The following is a 17,362-nucleotide window of genomic DNA, read 5'->3' as shown; positions in this document are numbered from 1 at the left end:
TCAGCGTAGGAGGAGGCGCCTCCGCGGTCCCTGGACCGGTCGACGGCGCGCTACACCTCGCCGAAGCCCGACTCGACCAGATCGCCGAGCCGGCCGACCGCCTCCTGGGCCTGCGGCCCCGACGCCGAGAGGACGACCTCGTCCCCGCGGTCGAGCCCCAGCGACATCACGCCGAGCAGGCTCGTGGCGTCCTTGCCGTTCGCGTCGATCCGGGCGTCGAAGGTGGCGGCGAGCGTGACGAAGTCGGCCGCGGGACGGGCGTGCAGGCCGTTCGGGTTGATGAGGCGGACGCGGCGCTGCACGCGCTCGTCACCGGGCGGAGCCTCCTCGGCGGGAGCCGCGAGCGCCTCGCCCCGGGCCGACTCCGCGGCGGCGAGCACCTCGTCCAGCGATGCCCCCGTGCCCGCGGCGACGGCGGCCGCGACCGCCCCCTCCACCAGCGGGGCGTCGGCGATCCGGACCCGGGCGCGCGCGTCGTCGTCGAGGAACTCGACCGCGGTCTCCGCCGTCATGATCGCCGAGCCGAGGTCGCAGAGGACGACGACCCCCTCGCCGGAGTCCGCTTCCGCCAGGGCCGCCGTGATGCGGTCGAAGCTGGTGCCGATGCCGCCGTCGTCCGTCCCGCCCGCGGCGACCAGCGCGACCGAGGCCGCCATCTGCTCCGCGAGCTCGACCAGCCCCTCCGCCAGCTGCGCGCTGTGCGAGACCAGGACCAGCCCGACGCTCACGCCGCCGCCTCGGCTGCTGCGCGGAGCAGGAGAACGGTCGACACGCTGCCGGGATCACGGTGCCCGATGGCGCGCTCGCCGAGGTAGCTGGCGCGTCCCTTGCGGGCGACCAGCGGGTCCGTCGACTCCGCTCCCCTCTGCGCCGCCTCCGCCGCCGCGGCGAGGACGTCGGCCGGAGCCGCTCCCTCCTCGGCGGCGGCCGCGGCCGCGTCGACCGCCGGCGTCCACGCGTCCACCATCGTCTTGTCGCCCACCTCGGCCTTGCCGCGGAGCACGATGCCGTCCCTCGCCGCGGCCAGGAGCGCTGCGACGTCCGCACCCTCGAGCGCGTCCTCGCCCGCGACCGCGGCGGAGGCCTTCAGGAACGCCGTGCCGAACAGCGGGCCCGAGGCGCCGCCGACGGTGGAGATGAGCGTCGTCGCGACCAGCTTGAGCACGTCCGCCGGGAGCCCCTGCTCCGGCGCCCCGTCCAGCTTCGCGACCACGGCCTGGAAGCCGCGGTCCATGTTCTCGCCGTGGTCCCCGTCGCCGATCGCCCGGTCGAGCGTGATCAGCTCGACCCGGTGCTCCGCGATCGACTCGGCGGCGCGGCGTATCCACGCCGTCGCCCACGCCGCGTCGAGCCCGGCTCCCTGTGCGTCCTGCATGGTCGTCTCCTCCTCGTGGGCCGCTCCTGCGGCTGTCGTTCCGGTCATGGTGTGCGCGCGGGCGCTCAGCGTCCCCACCGCAGCGCCGCGGTCTGCACCGGGGAGTCCCACAGCTCGGTCAGAGCGTCGTCGAGCTTGAGGACGGTGAGCGAGAAGCCCTGCATCTCGAGCGACGTCGTGTAGTTGCCGACGAGGCTGCGTGCGACGGTGATCCCCTTCTCGGCCAGCGCCTCGGCTGCGCGGCGGTAGGCGAGGTACAGCTCGATCTGCGGCGTGCCGCCCATGCCGTTCACCAGGAGCAGCACCTCGTCCCCGGAGGAGAACGGCAGGTCCTCCAGGATCGGGCCGAGGATCCGGTCGACGATGCGGTCGGCCGGCTCCAGCGCGATCTTCTCCCGGCCGGGCTCGCCGTGGATGCCGATGCCGATCTCGATCTCGTCCTCGCCCAGCTCGAAGCTCGGCTCGCCCGCGTGCGGGACGATGCACGGCGTGAGGGCGACGCCCATCGAGCGCACGTTGGCGATCACCGTCTCGGCGATCGTCGCGACCTCGTCGAGGGAGTCGCCCCGCTCGGCCGCGGCGCCCGCGATCCGCTCGACCAGCACGGTGCCGGCCACGCCGCGGCGGCCGGCGGTGTAGAGCGAGTCCTTCACCGCGACGTCGTCGTCGACGATCACGCTGCGCACCTCGATCCCCTCGGCGCCGGCGAGGTCGGCCGCGGTCTCGAAGTTCAGGACGTCGCCCGTGTAGTTCTTCACGATGTGCAGCACACCCGCGCCGCCGTCGACGGCCTGCGTGGCCGCGACGATCGGGTCGGGCGTGGGCGAGGTGAAGACGGGACCGGGGACGGCGGCGTCCAGCATCCCGAATCCGACGAAGCCCGCGTGCAGCGGCTCGTGCCCGCTGCCGCCTCCGCTGACGATGCCCACCTTGCCCGAGCGGGGCGCGTCGGCCCGCACCACGAACAGGGGATCCGACACCACCCGGACCAGGTCGGCGTGCGCCAGGCCGAAGCCGGCCACCGACTCCGTGACGACGTTCTTCGGGTCGTTGATGAGCTTCTTCATCGAGGTCTCCTCCAGGATCGGGCCACCACTCGGGCGTCCCGTGACCTGCGGGCGATCCGGCGCGTGGTGGATCGCCGCCCGCACCGTCGCGGACAGCAGCCCCACGTTACGCCCTGCGCTCGCGCCTACGGCAGCGGGACGACGGCGCGCTGCGTCTCGCGGACCCACTCCTCGAGCTTGGCCGTGGCGGCCCCGGAGTCGACGGCCTCCGCCGCGCGGTCCATCGACGTCCGCAGGCGCTCCAGGACGGGCGTGCGCACCAGATCCGGGTCGCGCGCCAGGTCGAACGCCGCGAGGCCCGCGGCCGCGTTCAGAAGGACGATGTCGCGGACGGGGCCGCCGTCTCCCGCGAGCACCGAGCGCACCACGCTCGCGTTGTAGGCGGCGTCGCGGCCGCGCAGCTCGTCGATCCGCGCGCGGGGCAGGCCCAGGTCGCGCGGGTCGAGGTCGTGCTCGACCACGGAGCCGCGCGACACCTCCCAGATGTGGCTGTGACCCGTGGTCGTGAGCTCGTCGAGGCCGTCGTCCCCGCGGAACACCAGAGCCGTCGCCCCGCGCGTCCGGAACACGCCGACGACCAGCGGCACCCGGTCGAGGTGCGCCACCCCGACCGCAGAGGCCTCGGGACGCGCCGGATTGCAGAGCGGGCCGAGGAAGTTGAACACCGTCGGCACGCCCAGCTCGGCGCGCACCGGACCGGCGTGCCGGAAGCCGGGGTGGAAGAGGGACGCGAAGACGAAGGCGATCCCCGTCCGCCGGAACACCTCGGCCACCCGCTCGGGGGAGAGGGAGAGGTCGACCCCGAGTGCCGCGAGCACGTCGGAGGAGCCGGAGGAGGAGGACGCGGCCTTGTTCCCGTGCTTCACGACGGGCGTGCCGGCGGCGGCCGCGATGATCGACGCGGTGGAGGAGATGTTGACGGTCCCGAAGCGGTCCCCGCCCGTCCCGACGATGTCCAGGGCCATCGGGTCCACGTCCAGCGGCACCGCGTGGTCGAGGATCGCGTCGCGGAAGCCGACGATCTCGTCGACGGTCTCGCCCTTCGCCCGGAGGGCCACCAGCAGTCCGGCGAGCTGCGCCGGAGTCGCCGCGCCCTCCATCACCTGCTCCATGGCCCACGTCGCCTCGGAGACGCTCAGATCGGAGGACTCGAGGAGTGCGCTGAGAACGTGCGGCCAGGACAGGGTTTCCGACATGGCTCCCAGATTATGCGACGAGGATCGCCTCCCGGCTAGTGCGACTTCCCTCCCCTGCCATCGGCCATAATGGTCTGTGTGACGAGCACCTCTCTCTCCCCCACGGCCACCGCGCCCGTAGTGAACCGACCCAACCCGGTCGCGGTCGGAACGATCGTCTGGCTGGGCAGCGAGGTCATGTTCTTCGCGGGCCTCTTCGCCATCTACTTCACCCTGCGCAGCACCTCTCCCGAGCTCTGGGGCGCCGAGACCCAGATCCTCAACGTCCCCTACGCGGGCGTGAACACGGTGATCCTCGTGGCCTCGTCGTTCAGCTGCCAGTTCGGCGTGTTCGCCGCCGAGCGGCTGCAGCCGCGTGCGACGGGCCTCAGCCCGTTCAAGTGGGGCATGGTCGAGTGGTTCTTCCTCACCTACGCCCTGGGCGCGGTCTTCGTCTCCGGCCAGGTGCTCGAGTACGCGACCCTCGTCTCCGAGGGCGTCACGCTCTCCAGCAACGCCTACGGCTCCGCCTTCTACCTGACGACCGGCTTCCACGCCCTGCACGTCACCGGCGGCCTCATCGCGTTCCTCCTCGTCATCGGCCGCGGCTTCGCGGTCAAGAACTTCGGCCACAAGGAGGCGACGAGCGCCATCGTCGTCTCGTACTACTGGCACTTCGTCGACGTCGTCTGGGTCGGCCTGTTCGCCGTCATCTACTTCCTCAAGTGACGCGCCCGCCGATGCCCCACTCCACTCCCGACCCCCGCAGGAAGGACGCCTCGATGGCCTCCCCGAAGACGAAGAGCCGAGCCAAGAAGGGTCGCCGCCACCCGCTCGCAACCCTGGCCCTGATCGCCATCGGCCTCGGGCTCACCGGCGGGACCTACGCCGCGGTCGGCGTCGCGACGTCCGCCTCCGCGGAGACGTCGTCCACCAGCCAGCAGACGATCGACGAGGGCTCGAAGCTCTTCGCCGCGAACTGCGCCACCTGCCACGGCCTCGACGCCGCGGGCACCGACAACGCGCCCTCCCTCATCGGAGTGGGCGCGGCGTCGGTCGACTTCCAGGTCGGCACCGGCCGCATGCCGATGCAGATGCACGGCCCCCAGGCGCTCGAGAAGCCGGTGCAGTTCACCGACGAGCAGGTCGGCGAGCTCGCCGCCTACGTCGCGTCGCTGGCCCCCGGCCCCGCGATCCCCGAGGGCGAGGTCCTCGACGGACAGGGCGACGCGGCGAACGGCGCCGAGCTGTTCCGCATCAACTGCGCCATGTGCCACAACGTCGCCGGAGCCGGCGGCGCGCTCACCGAGGGCAAGTTCGCTCCCCCGCTGGGCGGCGTGACCGAGGCGCACATCTACGAGGCGATGGTCACCGGCCCGCAGAACATGCCGGTCTTCAACGACCTGAACATCTCGCCCGAGGACAAGCGCGACATCATCTCGTACCTCAAGTACATCGAGGCCAACCCGTCCCCGGGCGGATTCGCGCTCGGCTCCCTCGGGCCGGTCGCGGAGGGCCTGTTCCTCTGGATCTTCGGCCTCGGCGCGATCGTGGCCCTGACGGTGTGGATCACCGCCCGATCCAACTAGACGACTGCAGCGCCCTGACGGGCGCGACTGACCCACGGCACCGACTGGTGCCGACACGGCGTGAAAAGGAGAACCATGGCAGAGCACGATGAGGGTGGCACGGACCTCGCCACCTCGTCGGCCACCGGGCACGGAACGGCTCCGGCCGGCACCGCGGTCGTGACGCGGGACCGCGTCCAGGACCCGGGCCTCCCGCCGCACCGCCCCCGGATGACCGACCTCGACCCCAAGGTCGAGAAGCGTGCCGAGCGCACGGTGTACACGCTCTTCTACCTCTCCTTCGCGGGCTCGATCTTCGCGGTCGCCGCCTACATGGCGTTCCCGATCACCGAGGACGTCGCGTCGGTCCGGCTGAACACGCTGTTCATCGGCCTGGGCATGTCCCTCGCGCTCCTGGGCATCGGCATCGCCGCCGTCCACTGGGGCAAGCAGCTGATGTCGGACCACGAGGGCATCGACATCCGCCACCCCGTCCGCAGCGCGGAGCCCACCCGCGCCCGTGCGCTCGAGATCTTCGACCAGTCCGACAAGGAGTCCGGCTTCGGCCGCCGCTCCCTCGTCCGGAACAGCCTGATCGCCTCCCTCGTCGTGTTCCCCCTGCCCGCCGTGATCCTGTTCCGGGGCCTCGGCCCGCAGGACCAGAACCCCGTCGCCCTCCTCAAGACCACCCTGTGGGAAGAGGGCACGAGGCTCACCCTGGACCCGTCGGGAGCGCCGATCCTCGCATCGGACGTCACCCTCGGATCCGCCTTCCACGTCATCCCCGAGGGTCTCAACGACGCCGAGGGCAAGCTGGAGGAGAAGGCCAAGGCCGCTGTCCTCCTGATGCGCCTGAAGCCGGAGGACCTCATCGTCAGTGAGGGTCGCGAGACCTGGAACTACGACGGAATCGTCGCCTACTCCAAGATCTGCACGCACGTCGGCTGCCCTGTGGCGCTGTACGAGCAGCAGACCCACCACCTGCTGTGCCCGTGCCACCAGTCGCAATTCGACATCACGCGCGAGGCCGCCGTCATCTTCGGCCCGGCGAAGCGTCCGCTTCCGCAGCTCCCCATCACCGTCGACGCCGAGGGTTACCTGGTCGCCAGAAGCGACTTCACGGAGCCCGTCGGACCGTCCTTCTGGGAGCGATGACTCACATGTCCACCACCACCCCCTCACGCCCCTCCAGCTCCCCCGCGGAGCCCGAGGACGGCGTCATCCTCGGATCCGGCAAGTTCCAGAAGGGGTACGTCGGAGCAGCGTCGAACTACATCGACGAGCGCACGAGCATCTCCGCGGTCGTCAAGGAGTTCGGTCGCAAGATCTTCCCCGACCACTGGTCCTTCCTCCTCGGCGAGGTCGCGCTCTACAGCTTCGTCATCATCCTGCTGTCGGGCACCTTCCTCACCTTCTTCTTCCAGGCCTCGATGGTCGAGACGCACTACGAGGGCAGCTACCTGCCCCTCAAGGGCATCGAGATGTCGGCGGCGATGTCGTCCTCGCTCGACATCTCCTTCGACATCCGCGGCGGCCTGCTGATGCGGCAGATCCACCACTGGGCGGCACTGCTGTTCGTGGCCTCGATCGGCCTGCACATGCTGCGCATCTTCTTCACCGGTGCGTTCCGCAAGCCCCGCGAGCTCAACTGGGTCATCGGCTTCGTCCTCTTCATCCTCGCGATGGCCGAGGGCTTCACCGGCTACTCGCTCCCCGACGACCTGCTCTCGGGCAACGGCCTCCGCATCATCGACGGCATGGTCAAGGGCATCCCGATCGTCGGCACCTGGATCTCGTTCCTGCTCTTCGGCGGCGAGTTCCCGGGCACCGACATCGTCGGCCGCCTCTACACGCTGCACATCCTGCTGCTGCCGGCGCTGGTGCTCGCGTTCATCGCCCTGCACCTCGTGTTCGTGGTCGTCCACAAGCACACCCAGTTCCCCGGTGCGGGCAAGACCGAGCAGAACGTCGTCGGCTACCCGGTGCTGCCGGTCTACGCCGCGAAGGCCGGTGGATTCTTCTTCATCGTCTTCGGCGTCGTCGTCCTCATCGCCTCGCTGTTCACGATCAACCCGATCTGGAACTACGGCCCGTACGACCCCTCGCCCGTCTCCGCGGGAACCCAGCCCGACTGGTACATCGGCTTCGCCGACGGCGCCCTGCGCCTCGTCCCGCCGGGACTCGAGTGGGCCATCCCGGGCATCGGAACCCTGTCGTTCAACATCCTGATCCCGCTCGTCGGTCTCGGACTGTTCATCGCCGTGGTCATGCTCTACCCGTTCCTCGAGGCGTGGATCACCGGTGACAAGCGCGAGCACCACCTGCTCGATCGCCCGCGCAACGCCGCGACCCGCACCGCGATCGGCGCCGCCGGAGTCAGCTTCTACGCCGTCCTCTGGGCCGCCGCCTCGTCCGACCTCATCGCGACGCACTTCCACCTCACGATGGAGGGCGTGATCCACAGCCTGCAGTTCCTGCTCATCGCGGGTCCGTTCATCGCGTACTTCATCACAAAGCGCATCTGCCTGGCGCTGCAGAAGAAGGACCGCGAGATCGCGCTGCACGGCTTCGAGTCTGGCCGCATCGTCCGCCTCCCCGGCGGCGAGTTCATCGAGGTGCACCAGCAGCTCGACGAGTACGAGCGCTGGAAGCTCGTCGGTCAGGACGAGTACGAGCCCCTGATGATCCGTCCGGACTCGCGTGGCCGCATCACCGCCCCGCAGCGCGTCCGCGCCGGCCTCTCCCGCTGGTTCTTCGAGGACCGGATCACCCCCGTCACCCAGAAGGAGCTCGAGAGCTCGCACAGCGAGCACTGATCCTCCCCCCGAAGGGCCCGGACGTTCATTCGTCCGGGCCCTTCGTCGTTCCTGCAGCGGGGCGGCGCCTGTCCTCCGGCGCGGTGGAGGTCGGCGGTGGACCGAGAGCCGGTGAGACCGGATCACAGCGCCTCGACGGCGACAAGCCGGCAGGAACGTGAGGCGATCCTCCGGACGGCGAGGCCCCCGCTCCGCGGATCACGAGATGCCATCTGACCGCCGAGCTGGAGACGTCCGCCTCCCTCGGATCACCGAGTGATCCAGCCTGTCTGCATAGTCGCAGTGTCGTCGTCCGATGAGCTCCCCGTCCCCGTCCACGTCGAGACACTCGGCATCGGTTCGAGGGCACCCATTCTCAGCAGGCCTGTCAGGACTGCCCTCCCCCGCTCACGGCCGAGCCCTCTGTGATCGGCGACGGCGACGCTCGCCGGTGAGCCAGAGGAGGCGACCTCCGGGCCTCGACGACCGTCGCTGCAGCGGCGTCTCAGGCTCCTTGTGCTCGCACCGACCGGCACGACCCGCTAGACGTACCGAGGAACTCTAAGAGCCGCAGGGGCGCCCGCGGTTCCGCCGGGGTGCGGGCTCCGCTGGGGTCGGAACGGTGTGCAGGAGTCCGTAGGGCAGCGCAGGCGCCAGAACAGGCGCGGCAGGCCCAGTACGGCCGCAGGCGCAGCAGTATCGGCGACCGTAGTGGCCACCACCGCCGGCACACCCACAAGCGCACAGGAGAGCCGCCACAGGCGTAGCCCGCTCACCCGTGACCGGAGCAGGAGCCGTCGCAGCGCTGCTCTGGAAGGGTGACGACGCGGCCCGACGCTGCTGCTCGACGCCGCCCGCTGCGCTCCCCTGCGAGCTTCCGCGTCGCGGGCAGTCGGATGTTCCCAAACGTGCGCCTCCGCGCGGAACGCCTCTGTGTCCTGCCAGCAGGACACCAAGAGAGATCCCGCTCAGCTCGTCATCCCTCACTGAGCGGCCCCGGCCCTCACTCCCGGCTCTCACCCGGATGTCCCTGCTCTCACCGGGAGGCTCGATCCCCCACTGATCGGCGAGCGACGCCCCTGCACGAAGCCGAACGGCCGAGCCGACCGGGTCCCGACCGCGTGTCCCTTCCTCCTGGATAAGCGAAAAGGCCGGGTGCACGGAGCCGAAGCCCTCGTGCACCCGGCCCTCGGCCGAGCGATGCGCCCTAGCGGGCGAAGTACCCGCGGTAGTACTCGTACACCCAGCCGGCGATGGCGACCAGGAAGAGTCCGACGGCGATGTAGGTGATCCAGAACCCCACGGCCAGGCCGAGGAATCCGAGGGCCGCGGAACCGCCCAGGATCAGCGGCCACCAGCTCCACGGGCTGAAGAAGCCCAGCTCGGGGTCTCCGTCATCGATATCCGCATCGAGGCGGTCCTCGGGGAGCTCGGCACCCTGCGCCTTGTGGACGCGGCCGACGTAGAACGCGATGAACGCGCCCAGCACGGCCGAGAGGCCGATGCCGACGGTGCCGACCCACTCCACCTGGCCCGTGTCGAGCAGCGACCACACGATGTACGTGATGTCGGCGAGGAGGAAGAAGCCCGCGAGGAGCCAGAAGAGATTGACGTTGGCGCGCATGGCCCTACTTCACCGTGCCTTCGGACTTGTCGTACGTGGGGGCGTCCGGAGCATCCTTCGCCGGACCGATTCCGACGGGGATGCCGGCCTCGGGATGGTTGAGGTCGAACGCCGGGGCCTCGCTGCGGATCCGCGGGATCGAGGTGAAGTTGTGGCGGGGCGGCGGGCACGAGGTGGCCCACTCGAGCGACCGGGAGAAGCCCCACGGGTCGTTCACCGTCACCTTGGGCGCCTTGCGGGCCGTGATGTACACGTTCAGGAAGAACGGGATCAGCGACACCGCGAGGATCATCGCTCCGACCGTCGACACCTGGTTCATCCAGGTGAAGCCGTCCTCGGGGAGGTAGCTGGCGTAGCGGCGCGGCATGCCGACGACGCCCAGCCAGTGCTGGATGAGGAAGGTGGTGTGGAAGCCGATGAACAGCAGCCAGAAGTGCCATTTGCCCAGCGTCTCGTTCAGCATCTTGCCGGTCCACTTCGGCCACCAGAAGTAGAAGCCCGAGAACATCGCGAAGACGACGGTTCCGAACACGACGTAGTGGAAGTGCGCCACCACGAAGTACGAGTCCGAGACGTGGAAGTCGAGCGGGGGCGACGCGAGGATCACGCCGGTGAGTCCACCGAAGGTGAAGGTGATCAGGAAGCCGATCGCCCAGATCATCGGGGTCTCGAAGGTCACCGATCCGCGCCACATGGTGCCGACCCAGTTGAAGATCTTCACGCCGGTCGGAACCGCGATGAGCATCGTCATCAGCGAGAAGAACGGCAGCAGGACCGATCCGGTGACGTACATATGGTGCGCCCACACCGTCACGGAGAGGGCGGCGATCGCGATGGTCGCGTAGATCAGCGTCTTGTAGCCGAAGATCGGCTTGCGGCTGAAGACCGGGAAGACCTCGGACACGATGCCGAAGAACGGCAGCGCGATGATGTACACCTCGGGGTGGCCGAAGAACCAGAACAGGTGCTGCCAGAGCAGGACCCCGCCGTTGGCAGCATCGTAGATGTGTGCGTCGAACACGCGGTCGGCGCCGAGGGCGAACATCGCGGCGGCGAGCACCGGGAACGCGAGCAGCACGAGGATCGACGTCACCAGGATGTTCCAGGTGAAGATCGGCATGCGGAACATCGTCATGCCGGGAGCGCGCATCGTGATGATCGTCGTGATGAAGTTCACCGCGCCGAGGATCGTGCCGAAGCCCGAGAGCGCGAGGCCGAAGACCCAGAGATTGCCGCCGAGCCCTGGTGAGAACGTCGTACTCGACAGTGGCGCGTACGCGAACCAGCCGAAGGACGCCGCACCCTGCGGGGTGACGAATCCGGCGACCGCGATGAGCGAGCCGAAGCTGTAGAGCCAGTACGCGAAGGCGTTGAGGCGGGGGAACGCGACGTCGGGGGCGCCGATCTGCAGCGGCATCAGGACGTTGGCGAAGCCGGCGAAGAGCGGCGTCGCGAACATCAGCAGCATGATCGTGCCGTGCATCGTGAACAGCTGGTTGTACTGCTCGCGCGTCTCGACCACGTTCAGGCCGGGCTCGAACAGCTGGGCGCGGATGACCAGGGCCATCACGCCGGCGATGCAGAAGTAGATGAACGACGTGATCAGGTACATGTACCCGATGACCTTGTGGTCGGTCGACGTCATCCAGCGGACGAGGACGTTCGCCTTGCGCTGGACCGGCGGAGTGCCGGCGGTGCGCGTCGGGCGGGGTGCCGTGGCGGTGCTCATGCTCCCTTACTCCTCGTTCTCGCGGGCCGGCGCGCCGGTTCCGGGAAGGTTCGAATTGCGGTTGTACTCGGCGCCGAGCTGACCGGTCTGGCCCGCGTCGCGCAGCGACTGGATGTAGTCGTCGTACTCGCCCTGCGAGACGACCTTGACGTTGAAGAGCATCGCGGAGTGGTACTCGCCGCAGAGCTCGGCGCACTTGCCCGCGTAGGTCCCCTCCTTGAGAGGCGTGACGTACATGTAGTTCGTCTTGCCGGGGATCATGTCCTTCTTGTAGAGGAAGTCGACGACCCAGAAGGAGTGGATCACGTCGCGCGCGTCGAGCTGGATCTTGATCTTCTGTCCGACGGGCAGGTAGAGCGTGGGGATCTCGGACTCGACGAGCGAGCCGGCGGCGTCCCCGCCCTCCTGGTACTGGCCCTGGATGCCGGCGGAGTAGACGTCCTCGTCGACGTAGTTGAAGTCCCACGCCCACTGCTTGCCGTACACCTGGATGGTCTCGTCCGGGTCGTCGTAGGGCTGCTCGATCGCGGCCTGGTCGCGCGCGGTGAAGGCGAAGAAGCCGATCACGAGGATCAGCGGCACGATCGTGTAGAAGATCTCGATCGGCATGTTGTAGCGCAGCTGGACCGGCAGGCCGGTCTGCCCCTTGCGACGGCGGTAGACGACCACCGCCCAGATGGTGAGACCCCACGTGACGACGCCGACGGCGAGCAGGACGATCCAGGAGGTGACCCAGAGTCCGATGACGCGGTCGACGTGGTTCGTCGTGCCGGGTTCGGTGGGGAGCCAGCCCTGGAGCTGCTCTTGCGTGCAGCCCGCGAGGACGAGGGCGAGGGCTCCTGCGACGGGGGCAGCGACCCATCTGCGGATTCGGCGATTGAAGCGCACCGGTGACCTTTCGGAAGACTGGGGACCAGTTCACACGAAACTGTATTAGACCGGCCCCAGCCTACCCTTCCGCTCCGGCGGCCCGGTGCACGACGACCCGCTCTTGACGTCCCGGTCGAGTGGTGCAGTCATGACGAACGGCGCCCGACGGGCCACCGGAGTGGACTGTCGGACGCCGTTCGGAGGCGCTGCGGCCCGGGGCCGCGCGGCGTCAGTGGAAGCTGTCGCCGCAGGCGCAGCTGCCGCCCGCGTTGGGGTTGTCGATGGTGAAGCCCTGCTTCTGGATGGTGTCCTCGAAGTCGATCGAGGCGCCGTCGAGGTAGGGGACGCTCATCTTGTCGACGACGAGGCCGACGCCCTCGAACTCCACCGCGGCGTCGCCGTCGAGGGTGCGCTCGTCGAAGTAGAGCTGGTAGATGAGGCCGGAGCAGCCGCCGGGCTGCACCGCGACGCGCAGGCGCAGGTCGTCGCGGCCCTCCTGCTCGAGCAGGCTCTTGACCTTGGCGGCGGCGGTCGGGGTCATCGAGACGCCGTGGGCCGCGCTGGGCGGGGTGGCGAGGGGGGTCGCCGTCTGGTCGGTCAGTGTGTCTGACATGTCACTCCTCAGGGGACGGGCGGAACGGTCGTCGTGCCTTCCGGGATTCTACGGCTGCAACCCGGGTGGTCACCCGGGTATTCCACGACCGGTGGTCAGTCGCGGTGAGCGGCGGCGCGGAGCAGGAACAGCGCCTCGGTCTGCGCGGCGCGCTTGAAGACGCCCAGGTGCAGCGACTCGTTGGGGCTGTGCGCGCGCGAGTCGGGGTCCTCGACACCGGTGACGAGGATCTGCGCCTCGGGGAACTCGCGCACGAGGTCGGCGATGAACGGGATGCTCCCGCCGATCCCGGTCTCGAGAGGCTCGCGTCCCCAGGCGTCCGCCATCGCGCCCTTCACCAGGTCCACGGCCCAGCCGGTCGCGTCGACCAGGAACGGACTGCCGGTGTCGACGTCCTCGATCGCGAGGTGGGCGCCGAACGGGGAGTTCGCCCGGAGGTGGCTCTCGATGGCGGCGAACGCCTCCTCCGCGTCCTGGCCGGGGGCGATGCGGGCGCTGATCTTCACGCGCACGGACGGGACGAGGGTGTTGGAGGCGTCGACGACGCTGGGCGCGTCGATCCCGGTGACCGTGACGGCCGGCTTCGACCACAGGCGCGAGAGGATCGCGCCGGTGCCGATCGGCGAGACCCCGTCGAGCAGCCCGGAGTCGCGGCGGAGGTCCTCCTCGGTCGTCTCGGGCACCGCTCCGTCGTGCTCGGTGAGGCCGGCGACGGCGACCGAGCCGTCCTCGTTCCAGAGCGTCGCGAGCAGGCGGACCGCCGCGAGCATCGCGTCCGGGACCGCTCCGCCGAGCATGCCCGAGTGCGAGGCGTGCGCGAGAGTGCTGACGGTGAGGGTGAAGGTGACGTTGCCGCGCAGGCCCACCGTCAGCGCGGGGGTGTCGACGTCCCAGTTGTCGCTGTCGGCGACGATGATCGCATCCGCGCGGAGGGCGTCGTGGTGCTCGCGGAGGAAGGTGGGGAACGAGCGCGACCCGAACTCCTCCTCCCCCTCGATGAAGAGGACGAGCCCGAGGTCGTGGTCCTCGCCCGCGACCTCGCGGAGTGCGCGCACCGCGGCGAGGTGGGACACGACTCCCGCCTTGTCGTCGGCGGCACCGCGCCCGTACAGGCGGTCGCCGCGCACGGTTGGCTCGAACGGAGGCGTCTCCCACGCCGACTCGGCGCCCTGCGGCTGAACGTCGTGGTGGGCGTAGAGGAGGACGGTCGGCGCTCCGTTGCGGGCGGCGCGGGTGGCCAGGACGGCAGGCTGGCCGAGCACGTCGGTGCCGTCGATCGTGGCGCTGTGGATCGCGACGTCGTCGAAGACGCCCGTCTCGCGCGCGAGCTCGGCGATCGCCTCGGCGCTGGCGGCCACGCGGGTGGCGTCGAAGCCGTCCCACGAGACGGACGGGATCCGCACGAGCTGCCCGAGCTGGGCGAGCGAGCGCGGCAGATCGTCGCGGACGGCGGCGAGGACGGCCTCCTCGTCGGAGGAGAGTGCGGGCGGAGTCGGAGCGTCGTGAGCCATGGAGGTAATCTTAAGAGACCCCCGATTCCAAGGACGTTCCCCGTGGCCAAGCACCCGATCGCAACCGACACGCCCGACGACGCCGGCTCGCCCGGCTCCGGGAAGGGCCGGCCGACGCCGACCCGGCGCGAGCAGGAGCTGGCCCGCAAGCGTCCGCTGGTCGTCACCGACCGCAAGCAGGCCGCCCGCGACGCCCGCGAGAAGGCCGCCGTGTCACGCGAGCAGGCCCGCATCGGCCTGGCCGCCGGTGACCAGCGCTACCTGCCGCTGCGCGACAAGGGTCCTCAGCGCAAGTTCGTGCGCGACTGGGTCGACGCGCGCTTCAGCCTCGGCGAGTTCCTCATCCCGGTGATGGTCGTCGTCCTGCTGCTGAGCTTCTTCCCGCAGCCGGAGCTGCAGTACGCGACGCTCGTCATCCTCTGGGTGTTCTTCCTCCTCGCGGTGATCGACTGCATCCTCCTCGGCATGCGGATGCGCCGGAAGCTCGCCGAGCGCTACGGCGCCGACAAGGTCGAGAAGGGCATCCGCTGGTACGCCGCGATGCGCGCCCTCCAGCTGCGCGTCATGCGACTGCCGAAGCCCCAGGTCAAGCGCCGCGCCTTCCCCGAGTAGTCGGACGGCGGACCACGAAGGGCCCCTGCGGTCGCGCCTCGCGCGGCTCCGGGGGCCCTTCGTGGTGCACGGCGGGTCAGGAGGCGCGGGCCAGTCCCCGGTTGATGTCCCGAGCCCACAGGGGCCCGCGGTAGATGAAGGCGGTGTAGCCCTGGACGAGGGTGGCGCCCGCGTCGAGGCGCTCGCGCACGTCCTCGGCCGTCTCGACTCCTCCGACGGAGATCACGCAGAAGGCCGCGGGGACGACGCCGCGGATCACGCGGAGCACCTCGAGCGAGCGCGCGGCCAGCGGGGCACCGGAGAGGCCGCCGGCGCCGGCCGCCTCGACCACGGCGCGGTCGGTCGAGAGGCCCTCCCGGGAGAGTGTGGTGTTGGTCGCGATGATCCCGTCCAGACCCAGGCGGACGGCGAGCTCGGCGACCCGGCCGACCTCGTCGTCGGAGAGGTCCGGGGCGATCTTGACCAGCAGGGGCGTCGTGTCGGCGGCGTCCTTGACGGCCGCGAGGAGCGGCTCGAGGCGGTCGATCTCCTGCAGGCCGCGGAGCCCGGGGGTGTTCGGCGAGCTGACGTTCACGACGAGGTAGTCGGCGAGCGGCGCGAGCAGGCGCGTGCTGATCAGGTAGTCCTCGATCGCGTCGTCCACCTCGACCACCCGGCTCTTGCCGATGTTCACGCCGATCACGGGGCGGCGGCGCGCGCTGCGCAGCCGGATCAGCCGTTGCGCCGCGGCCTCGGCGCCGTGATTGTTGAAGCCCATCCTGTTGACGACGGCGCGGTCCGCGATCAGCCGGAAGAGGCGCGGCCGGTCGTTGCCCGGCTGCGCCCGAGCGGTCAGGGTCCCGACCTCGACGTGTCCGAAGCCGAGCGCGCCGAAGCCCAGGACCGCGGTGGCGTCCTTGTCGAAGCCGGCCGCGACGCCGAACGGGGTCTCGAAGCGGAGGCCGAGCGTCTCGACCGCGGGCGTTCCGCGCGGGACGGTGGTCCGGCGCAGGACCGGAGCGAGGGCTCCGAGGGCCCGGATCACCGGGAAGCTCAGGTGGTGCGCCCGCTCCGGGTCGAGGCGGCGCAGGACGGTGCGGAACAGGAGCGGGTACACCCGGGCCTCAGATCTCGTCGGCGCTGTGGGGCACGGAGGTGCGCTCGGCGCGGAGCAGGGTGATCGCCGACTCGAAGTCGTCCAGCGAGTCGAACGCCTGGTAGACGCTCGCGAAGCGGAGGTAGGCGACCTCGTCGAGCTCGCGCAGCGGCGGCAGGATGGCGAGGCCGATGTCGTTCGCGTCGATCTGCGACGCGCCCGTGGAGCGGATGCTCTCCTCCACCCGCTGCGCGAGGACGGCGAGATCGGTGTCGGTGACGGGCCGGCCCTGGCAGGCCTTCCGGACGCCGCTGACGATCTTCTCGCGGCTGAACGGCTCCACGACTCCGCTGCGCTTGATCACGACGAGGCTCGCGGTCTCGGTCGTCGAGAAGCGCCGGCCGCACGACGGGCACTGCCGGCGGCGGCGGATCGAGAGGCCGTCGTCGCTCGTGCGCGAGTCGATCACTCGGGAGTCGGGGTGCCGGCAGAAGGGGCAGAACATCGAGGGCCTCTCGGTCTCAGGCGAAGCGGGCGTCGACGGCGTCGCCGTGGGCGGGCAGCGCCTCGGCGTCGCTGAGAGCGCGGATGTGCGGGGCGACGCGCTCGAGCGCACCGCGGTCGTACGAGATCAGCTGCTGCGGCCGGAGGAAGGTGTAGGCGCCGAGCCCGGAGGAGAAGCGCGCCTGCCCGAGGGTCGGGAGCACGTGGTTGGAGCCGGCGAGGTAGTCGCCCAGGCTCACCGGGGTGGTCGGACCGAGGAAGATCGCGCCGGCGTCGTGGATCCGCTCGGCCGTCGCGACGGGGTCGGCCGTGTGCAGCTCGAGGTGCTCGGGGCCGTAGGCGTCGCTGAACGCGCAGGCGAGCTCGAGGTCGTCGACGATCACGAGCGCGGACTGCGGGCCGTCGAGTGCGATGGCCACGCGCTCCGCGTGGTGGGTGGCAGCGGCCTGGGCGGCGACCTCGCGCTCGACGGCGGCGGCGAGCTCGGCGCTGTCGGTGACCAGGACCGCGGAGGCGGCCTCGTCGTGCTCGGCCTGGCTGACCAGGTCGGCGGCGACAAGGCGCGGGTCGGCGGAGTCGTCGGCGATCACGAGGATCTCGGTCGGGCCCGCCTCGGAGTCGATGCCGACCTGGCCGAGCACCTGGCGCTTCGCGGTGGTGACCCAGACGTTGCCCGGCCCGGTGATGATGCTGACGGGATCCAGCCCGATCGAGTCGACGCCGTAGGCCAGTGCGGCGACGGCTCCGGCGCCCCCGACCGCGTAGACCTCGTCGATGCCGAGCAGAGCGGCCGCCGCGAGGATCGTGGGGTGGACGGAGCCGCCGAACGCCTTCTGCGGCGGCG

The 17,362-nt window shown here is 70.4% G+C and carries 17 protein-coding genes; 5 read left to right on the top strand and 12 right to left on the bottom strand.

The genetic code is table 11. From position 1 onward, the window contains the following. Positions 1-50: 50 nt before the first annotated feature. The 4 genes from dhaM to trpD all read right to left on the bottom strand — a co-directional run bounded on the left by dhaM (position 51) and on the right by trpD (position 3,638). The gene (gene dhaM / locus C5C30_RS15030) at positions 51-728 is read right to left on the bottom strand and encodes a dihydroxyacetone kinase phosphoryl donor subunit DhaM (protein WP_104256172.1); all 678 of its coding nucleotides are present in this window, start codon (positions 726-728) and stop codon (positions 51-53) included. Beyond that, on the bottom strand, positions 725-1,375 hold the full coding sequence (dhaL, locus tag C5C30_RS15025; protein ID WP_104251072.1) for a dihydroxyacetone kinase subunit DhaL: 651 nt from the start codon (positions 1,373-1,375) through the stop codon (positions 725-727). Before dhaL ends, dhaM begins: the two co-directional genes overlap by 4 nt. Positions 1,376-1,440: 65 nt before the next feature. Beyond that, the gene (gene dhaK, locus C5C30_RS15020) at positions 1,441-2,442 is read right to left on the bottom strand and encodes a dihydroxyacetone kinase subunit DhaK (RefSeq protein WP_104224645.1); all 1,002 of its coding nucleotides are present in this window, start codon (positions 2,440-2,442) and stop codon (positions 1,441-1,443) included. Between the two features lie 125 nt (positions 2,443-2,567). Further along, entirely contained in the window at positions 2,568-3,638 is a 1,071-nt protein-coding gene (trpD, locus tag C5C30_RS15015; protein WP_104225357.1) for an anthranilate phosphoribosyltransferase, read from the bottom strand. A gap of 69 nt (positions 3,639-3,707) precedes the next feature. Between trpD and C5C30_RS15010 the strand changes: the two genes are divergently transcribed. The 4 genes from C5C30_RS15010 to C5C30_RS14995 all read left to right on the top strand — a co-directional run bounded on the left by C5C30_RS15010 (position 3,708) and on the right by C5C30_RS14995 (position 8,001). Beyond that, complete coding sequence (locus C5C30_RS15010; RefSeq protein ID WP_104224647.1) at positions 3,708-4,346, top strand: heme-copper oxidase subunit III; 639 nt, start codon at positions 3,708-3,710, stop codon at positions 4,344-4,346. 53 nt (positions 4,347-4,399) lie between these two features. Beyond that, positions 4,400-5,206 carry a c-type cytochrome gene (locus C5C30_RS15005; protein WP_104224648.1) on the top strand — a complete coding sequence of 269 codons (807 nt, stop codon included), beginning with the start codon at positions 4,400-4,402 and terminating at the stop codon, positions 5,204-5,206. A gap of 75 nt (positions 5,207-5,281) precedes the next feature. After that, positions 5,282-6,340 (top strand): ubiquinol-cytochrome c reductase iron-sulfur subunit, encoded by a 1,059-nt coding sequence (locus C5C30_RS15000; RefSeq protein ID WP_104225358.1) that lies wholly within the window; start codon positions 5,282-5,284, stop codon positions 6,338-6,340. 5 nt (positions 6,341-6,345) lie between these two features. Next, on the top strand, positions 6,346-8,001 hold the full coding sequence (locus tag C5C30_RS14995) for a ubiquinol-cytochrome c reductase cytochrome b subunit (RefSeq protein ID WP_104224650.1): 1,656 nt from the start codon (positions 6,346-6,348) through the stop codon (positions 7,999-8,001). Positions 8,002-9,187: 1,186 nt separating this feature from the next. Here C5C30_RS14995 and C5C30_RS14990 read toward each other — a convergent pair. From C5C30_RS14990 to C5C30_RS14970, 5 genes are all read right to left on the bottom strand, one after another. Continuing rightward, positions 9,188-9,604: a cytochrome c oxidase subunit 4 gene (locus C5C30_RS14990; RefSeq protein WP_104224651.1), complete on the bottom strand. Its 417-nt coding sequence runs from the start codon at positions 9,602-9,604 to the stop codon at positions 9,188-9,190. Positions 9,605-9,608: 4 nt separating this feature from the next. Then, positions 9,609-11,333, bottom strand: coding sequence for a cytochrome c oxidase subunit I (gene ctaD / locus C5C30_RS14985; protein WP_104224652.1), 1,725 nt, complete (start codon positions 11,331-11,333; stop codon positions 9,609-9,611). Positions 11,334-11,339: 6 nt separating this feature from the next. Next, positions 11,340-12,221 carry a cytochrome c oxidase subunit II gene (gene coxB / locus C5C30_RS14980; protein WP_104224653.1) on the bottom strand — a complete coding sequence of 294 codons (882 nt, stop codon included), beginning with the start codon at positions 12,219-12,221 and terminating at the stop codon, positions 11,340-11,342. A 211-nt stretch (positions 12,222-12,432) separates the two neighbouring features. Then, the gene (gene erpA / locus C5C30_RS14975) at positions 12,433-12,816 is read right to left on the bottom strand and encodes an iron-sulfur cluster insertion protein ErpA (protein ID WP_104224654.1); all 384 of its coding nucleotides are present in this window, start codon (positions 12,814-12,816) and stop codon (positions 12,433-12,435) included. Between the two features lie 95 nt (positions 12,817-12,911). After that, positions 12,912-14,327: a dipeptidase gene (locus C5C30_RS14970; RefSeq protein WP_104225360.1), complete on the bottom strand. Its 1,416-nt coding sequence runs from the start codon at positions 14,325-14,327 to the stop codon at positions 12,912-12,914. A gap of 42 nt (positions 14,328-14,369) precedes the next feature. Between C5C30_RS14970 and C5C30_RS14965 the strand changes: the two genes are divergently transcribed. Beyond that, positions 14,370-14,939: a DUF3043 domain-containing protein gene (locus tag C5C30_RS14965; protein ID WP_181027102.1), complete on the top strand. Its 570-nt coding sequence runs from the start codon at positions 14,370-14,372 to the stop codon at positions 14,937-14,939. Between the two features lie 76 nt (positions 14,940-15,015). On the opposite strand, the gene C5C30_RS14960 is transcribed toward C5C30_RS14965, so the two are convergent. From C5C30_RS14960 to hisD, 3 genes are all read right to left on the bottom strand, one after another. Further along, positions 15,016-16,035 (bottom strand): quinone-dependent dihydroorotate dehydrogenase, encoded by a 1,020-nt coding sequence (locus C5C30_RS14960; protein ID WP_104224656.1) that lies wholly within the window; start codon positions 16,033-16,035, stop codon positions 15,016-15,018. A gap of 7 nt (positions 16,036-16,042) precedes the next feature. Further along, positions 16,043-16,519, bottom strand: a complete 477-nt coding sequence (gene nrdR / locus C5C30_RS14955) for a transcriptional regulator NrdR (protein ID WP_104224657.1) — start codon at positions 16,517-16,519, stop codon at positions 16,043-16,045. A gap of 16 nt (positions 16,520-16,535) precedes the next feature. Then, positions 16,536-17,362 (bottom strand): histidinol dehydrogenase (hisD, locus tag C5C30_RS14950; RefSeq protein ID WP_104334010.1); only part of this gene is annotated, 827 nt, incomplete at its 5' end.

The sequence above is a fragment of the Rathayibacter sp. AY2B5 genome, assembly GCF_002931645.1.
Taxonomy (GTDB): Bacteria; Actinomycetota; Actinomycetes; order Actinomycetales; family Microbacteriaceae; genus Rathayibacter.
The sequence above is the reverse complement of the archived record's forward strand: the minus strand, read 5'-3'. Positions and strand labels throughout refer to the sequence as shown.

What these genes read in the sequence shown, in the direction of transcription:
- dhaL (WP_104251072.1), bottom strand. Translation starts at nt 1,375, where the DNA reads ATGCAGGACGCACAGGGAGCCGGGCTCGACGCGGCGTGGGCGACGGCG.
- dhaK (WP_104224645.1), bottom strand. Translation starts at nt 2,442, where the DNA reads ATGAAGAAGCTCATCAACGACCCGAAGAACGTCGTCACGGAGTCGGTG.
- trpD (WP_104225357.1), bottom strand. Translation starts at nt 3,638, where the DNA reads ATGTCGGAAACCCTGTCCTGGCCGCACGTTCTCAGCGCACTCCTCGAG.
- C5C30_RS15010 (WP_104224647.1), top strand. Translation starts at nt 3,708, where the DNA reads ATGGTCTGTGTGACGAGCACCTCTCTCTCCCCCACGGCCACCGCGCCC.
- C5C30_RS15005 (WP_104224648.1), top strand. Translation starts at nt 4,400, where the DNA reads ATGGCCTCCCCGAAGACGAAGAGCCGAGCCAAGAAGGGTCGCCGCCAC.
- C5C30_RS15000 (WP_104225358.1), top strand. Translation starts at nt 5,282, where the DNA reads ATGGCAGAGCACGATGAGGGTGGCACGGACCTCGCCACCTCGTCGGCC.
- C5C30_RS14995 (WP_104224650.1), top strand. Translation starts at nt 6,346, where the DNA reads ATGTCCACCACCACCCCCTCACGCCCCTCCAGCTCCCCCGCGGAGCCC.
- C5C30_RS14990 (WP_104224651.1), bottom strand. Translation starts at nt 9,604, where the DNA reads ATGCGCGCCAACGTCAATCTCTTCTGGCTCCTCGCGGGCTTCTTCCTC.
- ctaD (WP_104224652.1), bottom strand. Translation starts at nt 11,333, where the DNA reads ATGAGCACCGCCACGGCACCCCGCCCGACGCGCACCGCCGGCACTCCG.
- erpA (WP_104224654.1), bottom strand. Translation starts at nt 12,816, where the DNA reads ATGTCAGACACACTGACCGACCAGACGGCGACCCCCCTCGCCACCCCG.
- C5C30_RS14970 (WP_104225360.1), bottom strand. Translation starts at nt 14,327, where the DNA reads ATGGCTCACGACGCTCCGACTCCGCCCGCACTCTCCTCCGACGAGGAG.
- nrdR (WP_104224657.1), bottom strand. Translation starts at nt 16,519, where the DNA reads ATGTTCTGCCCCTTCTGCCGGCACCCCGACTCCCGAGTGATCGACTCG.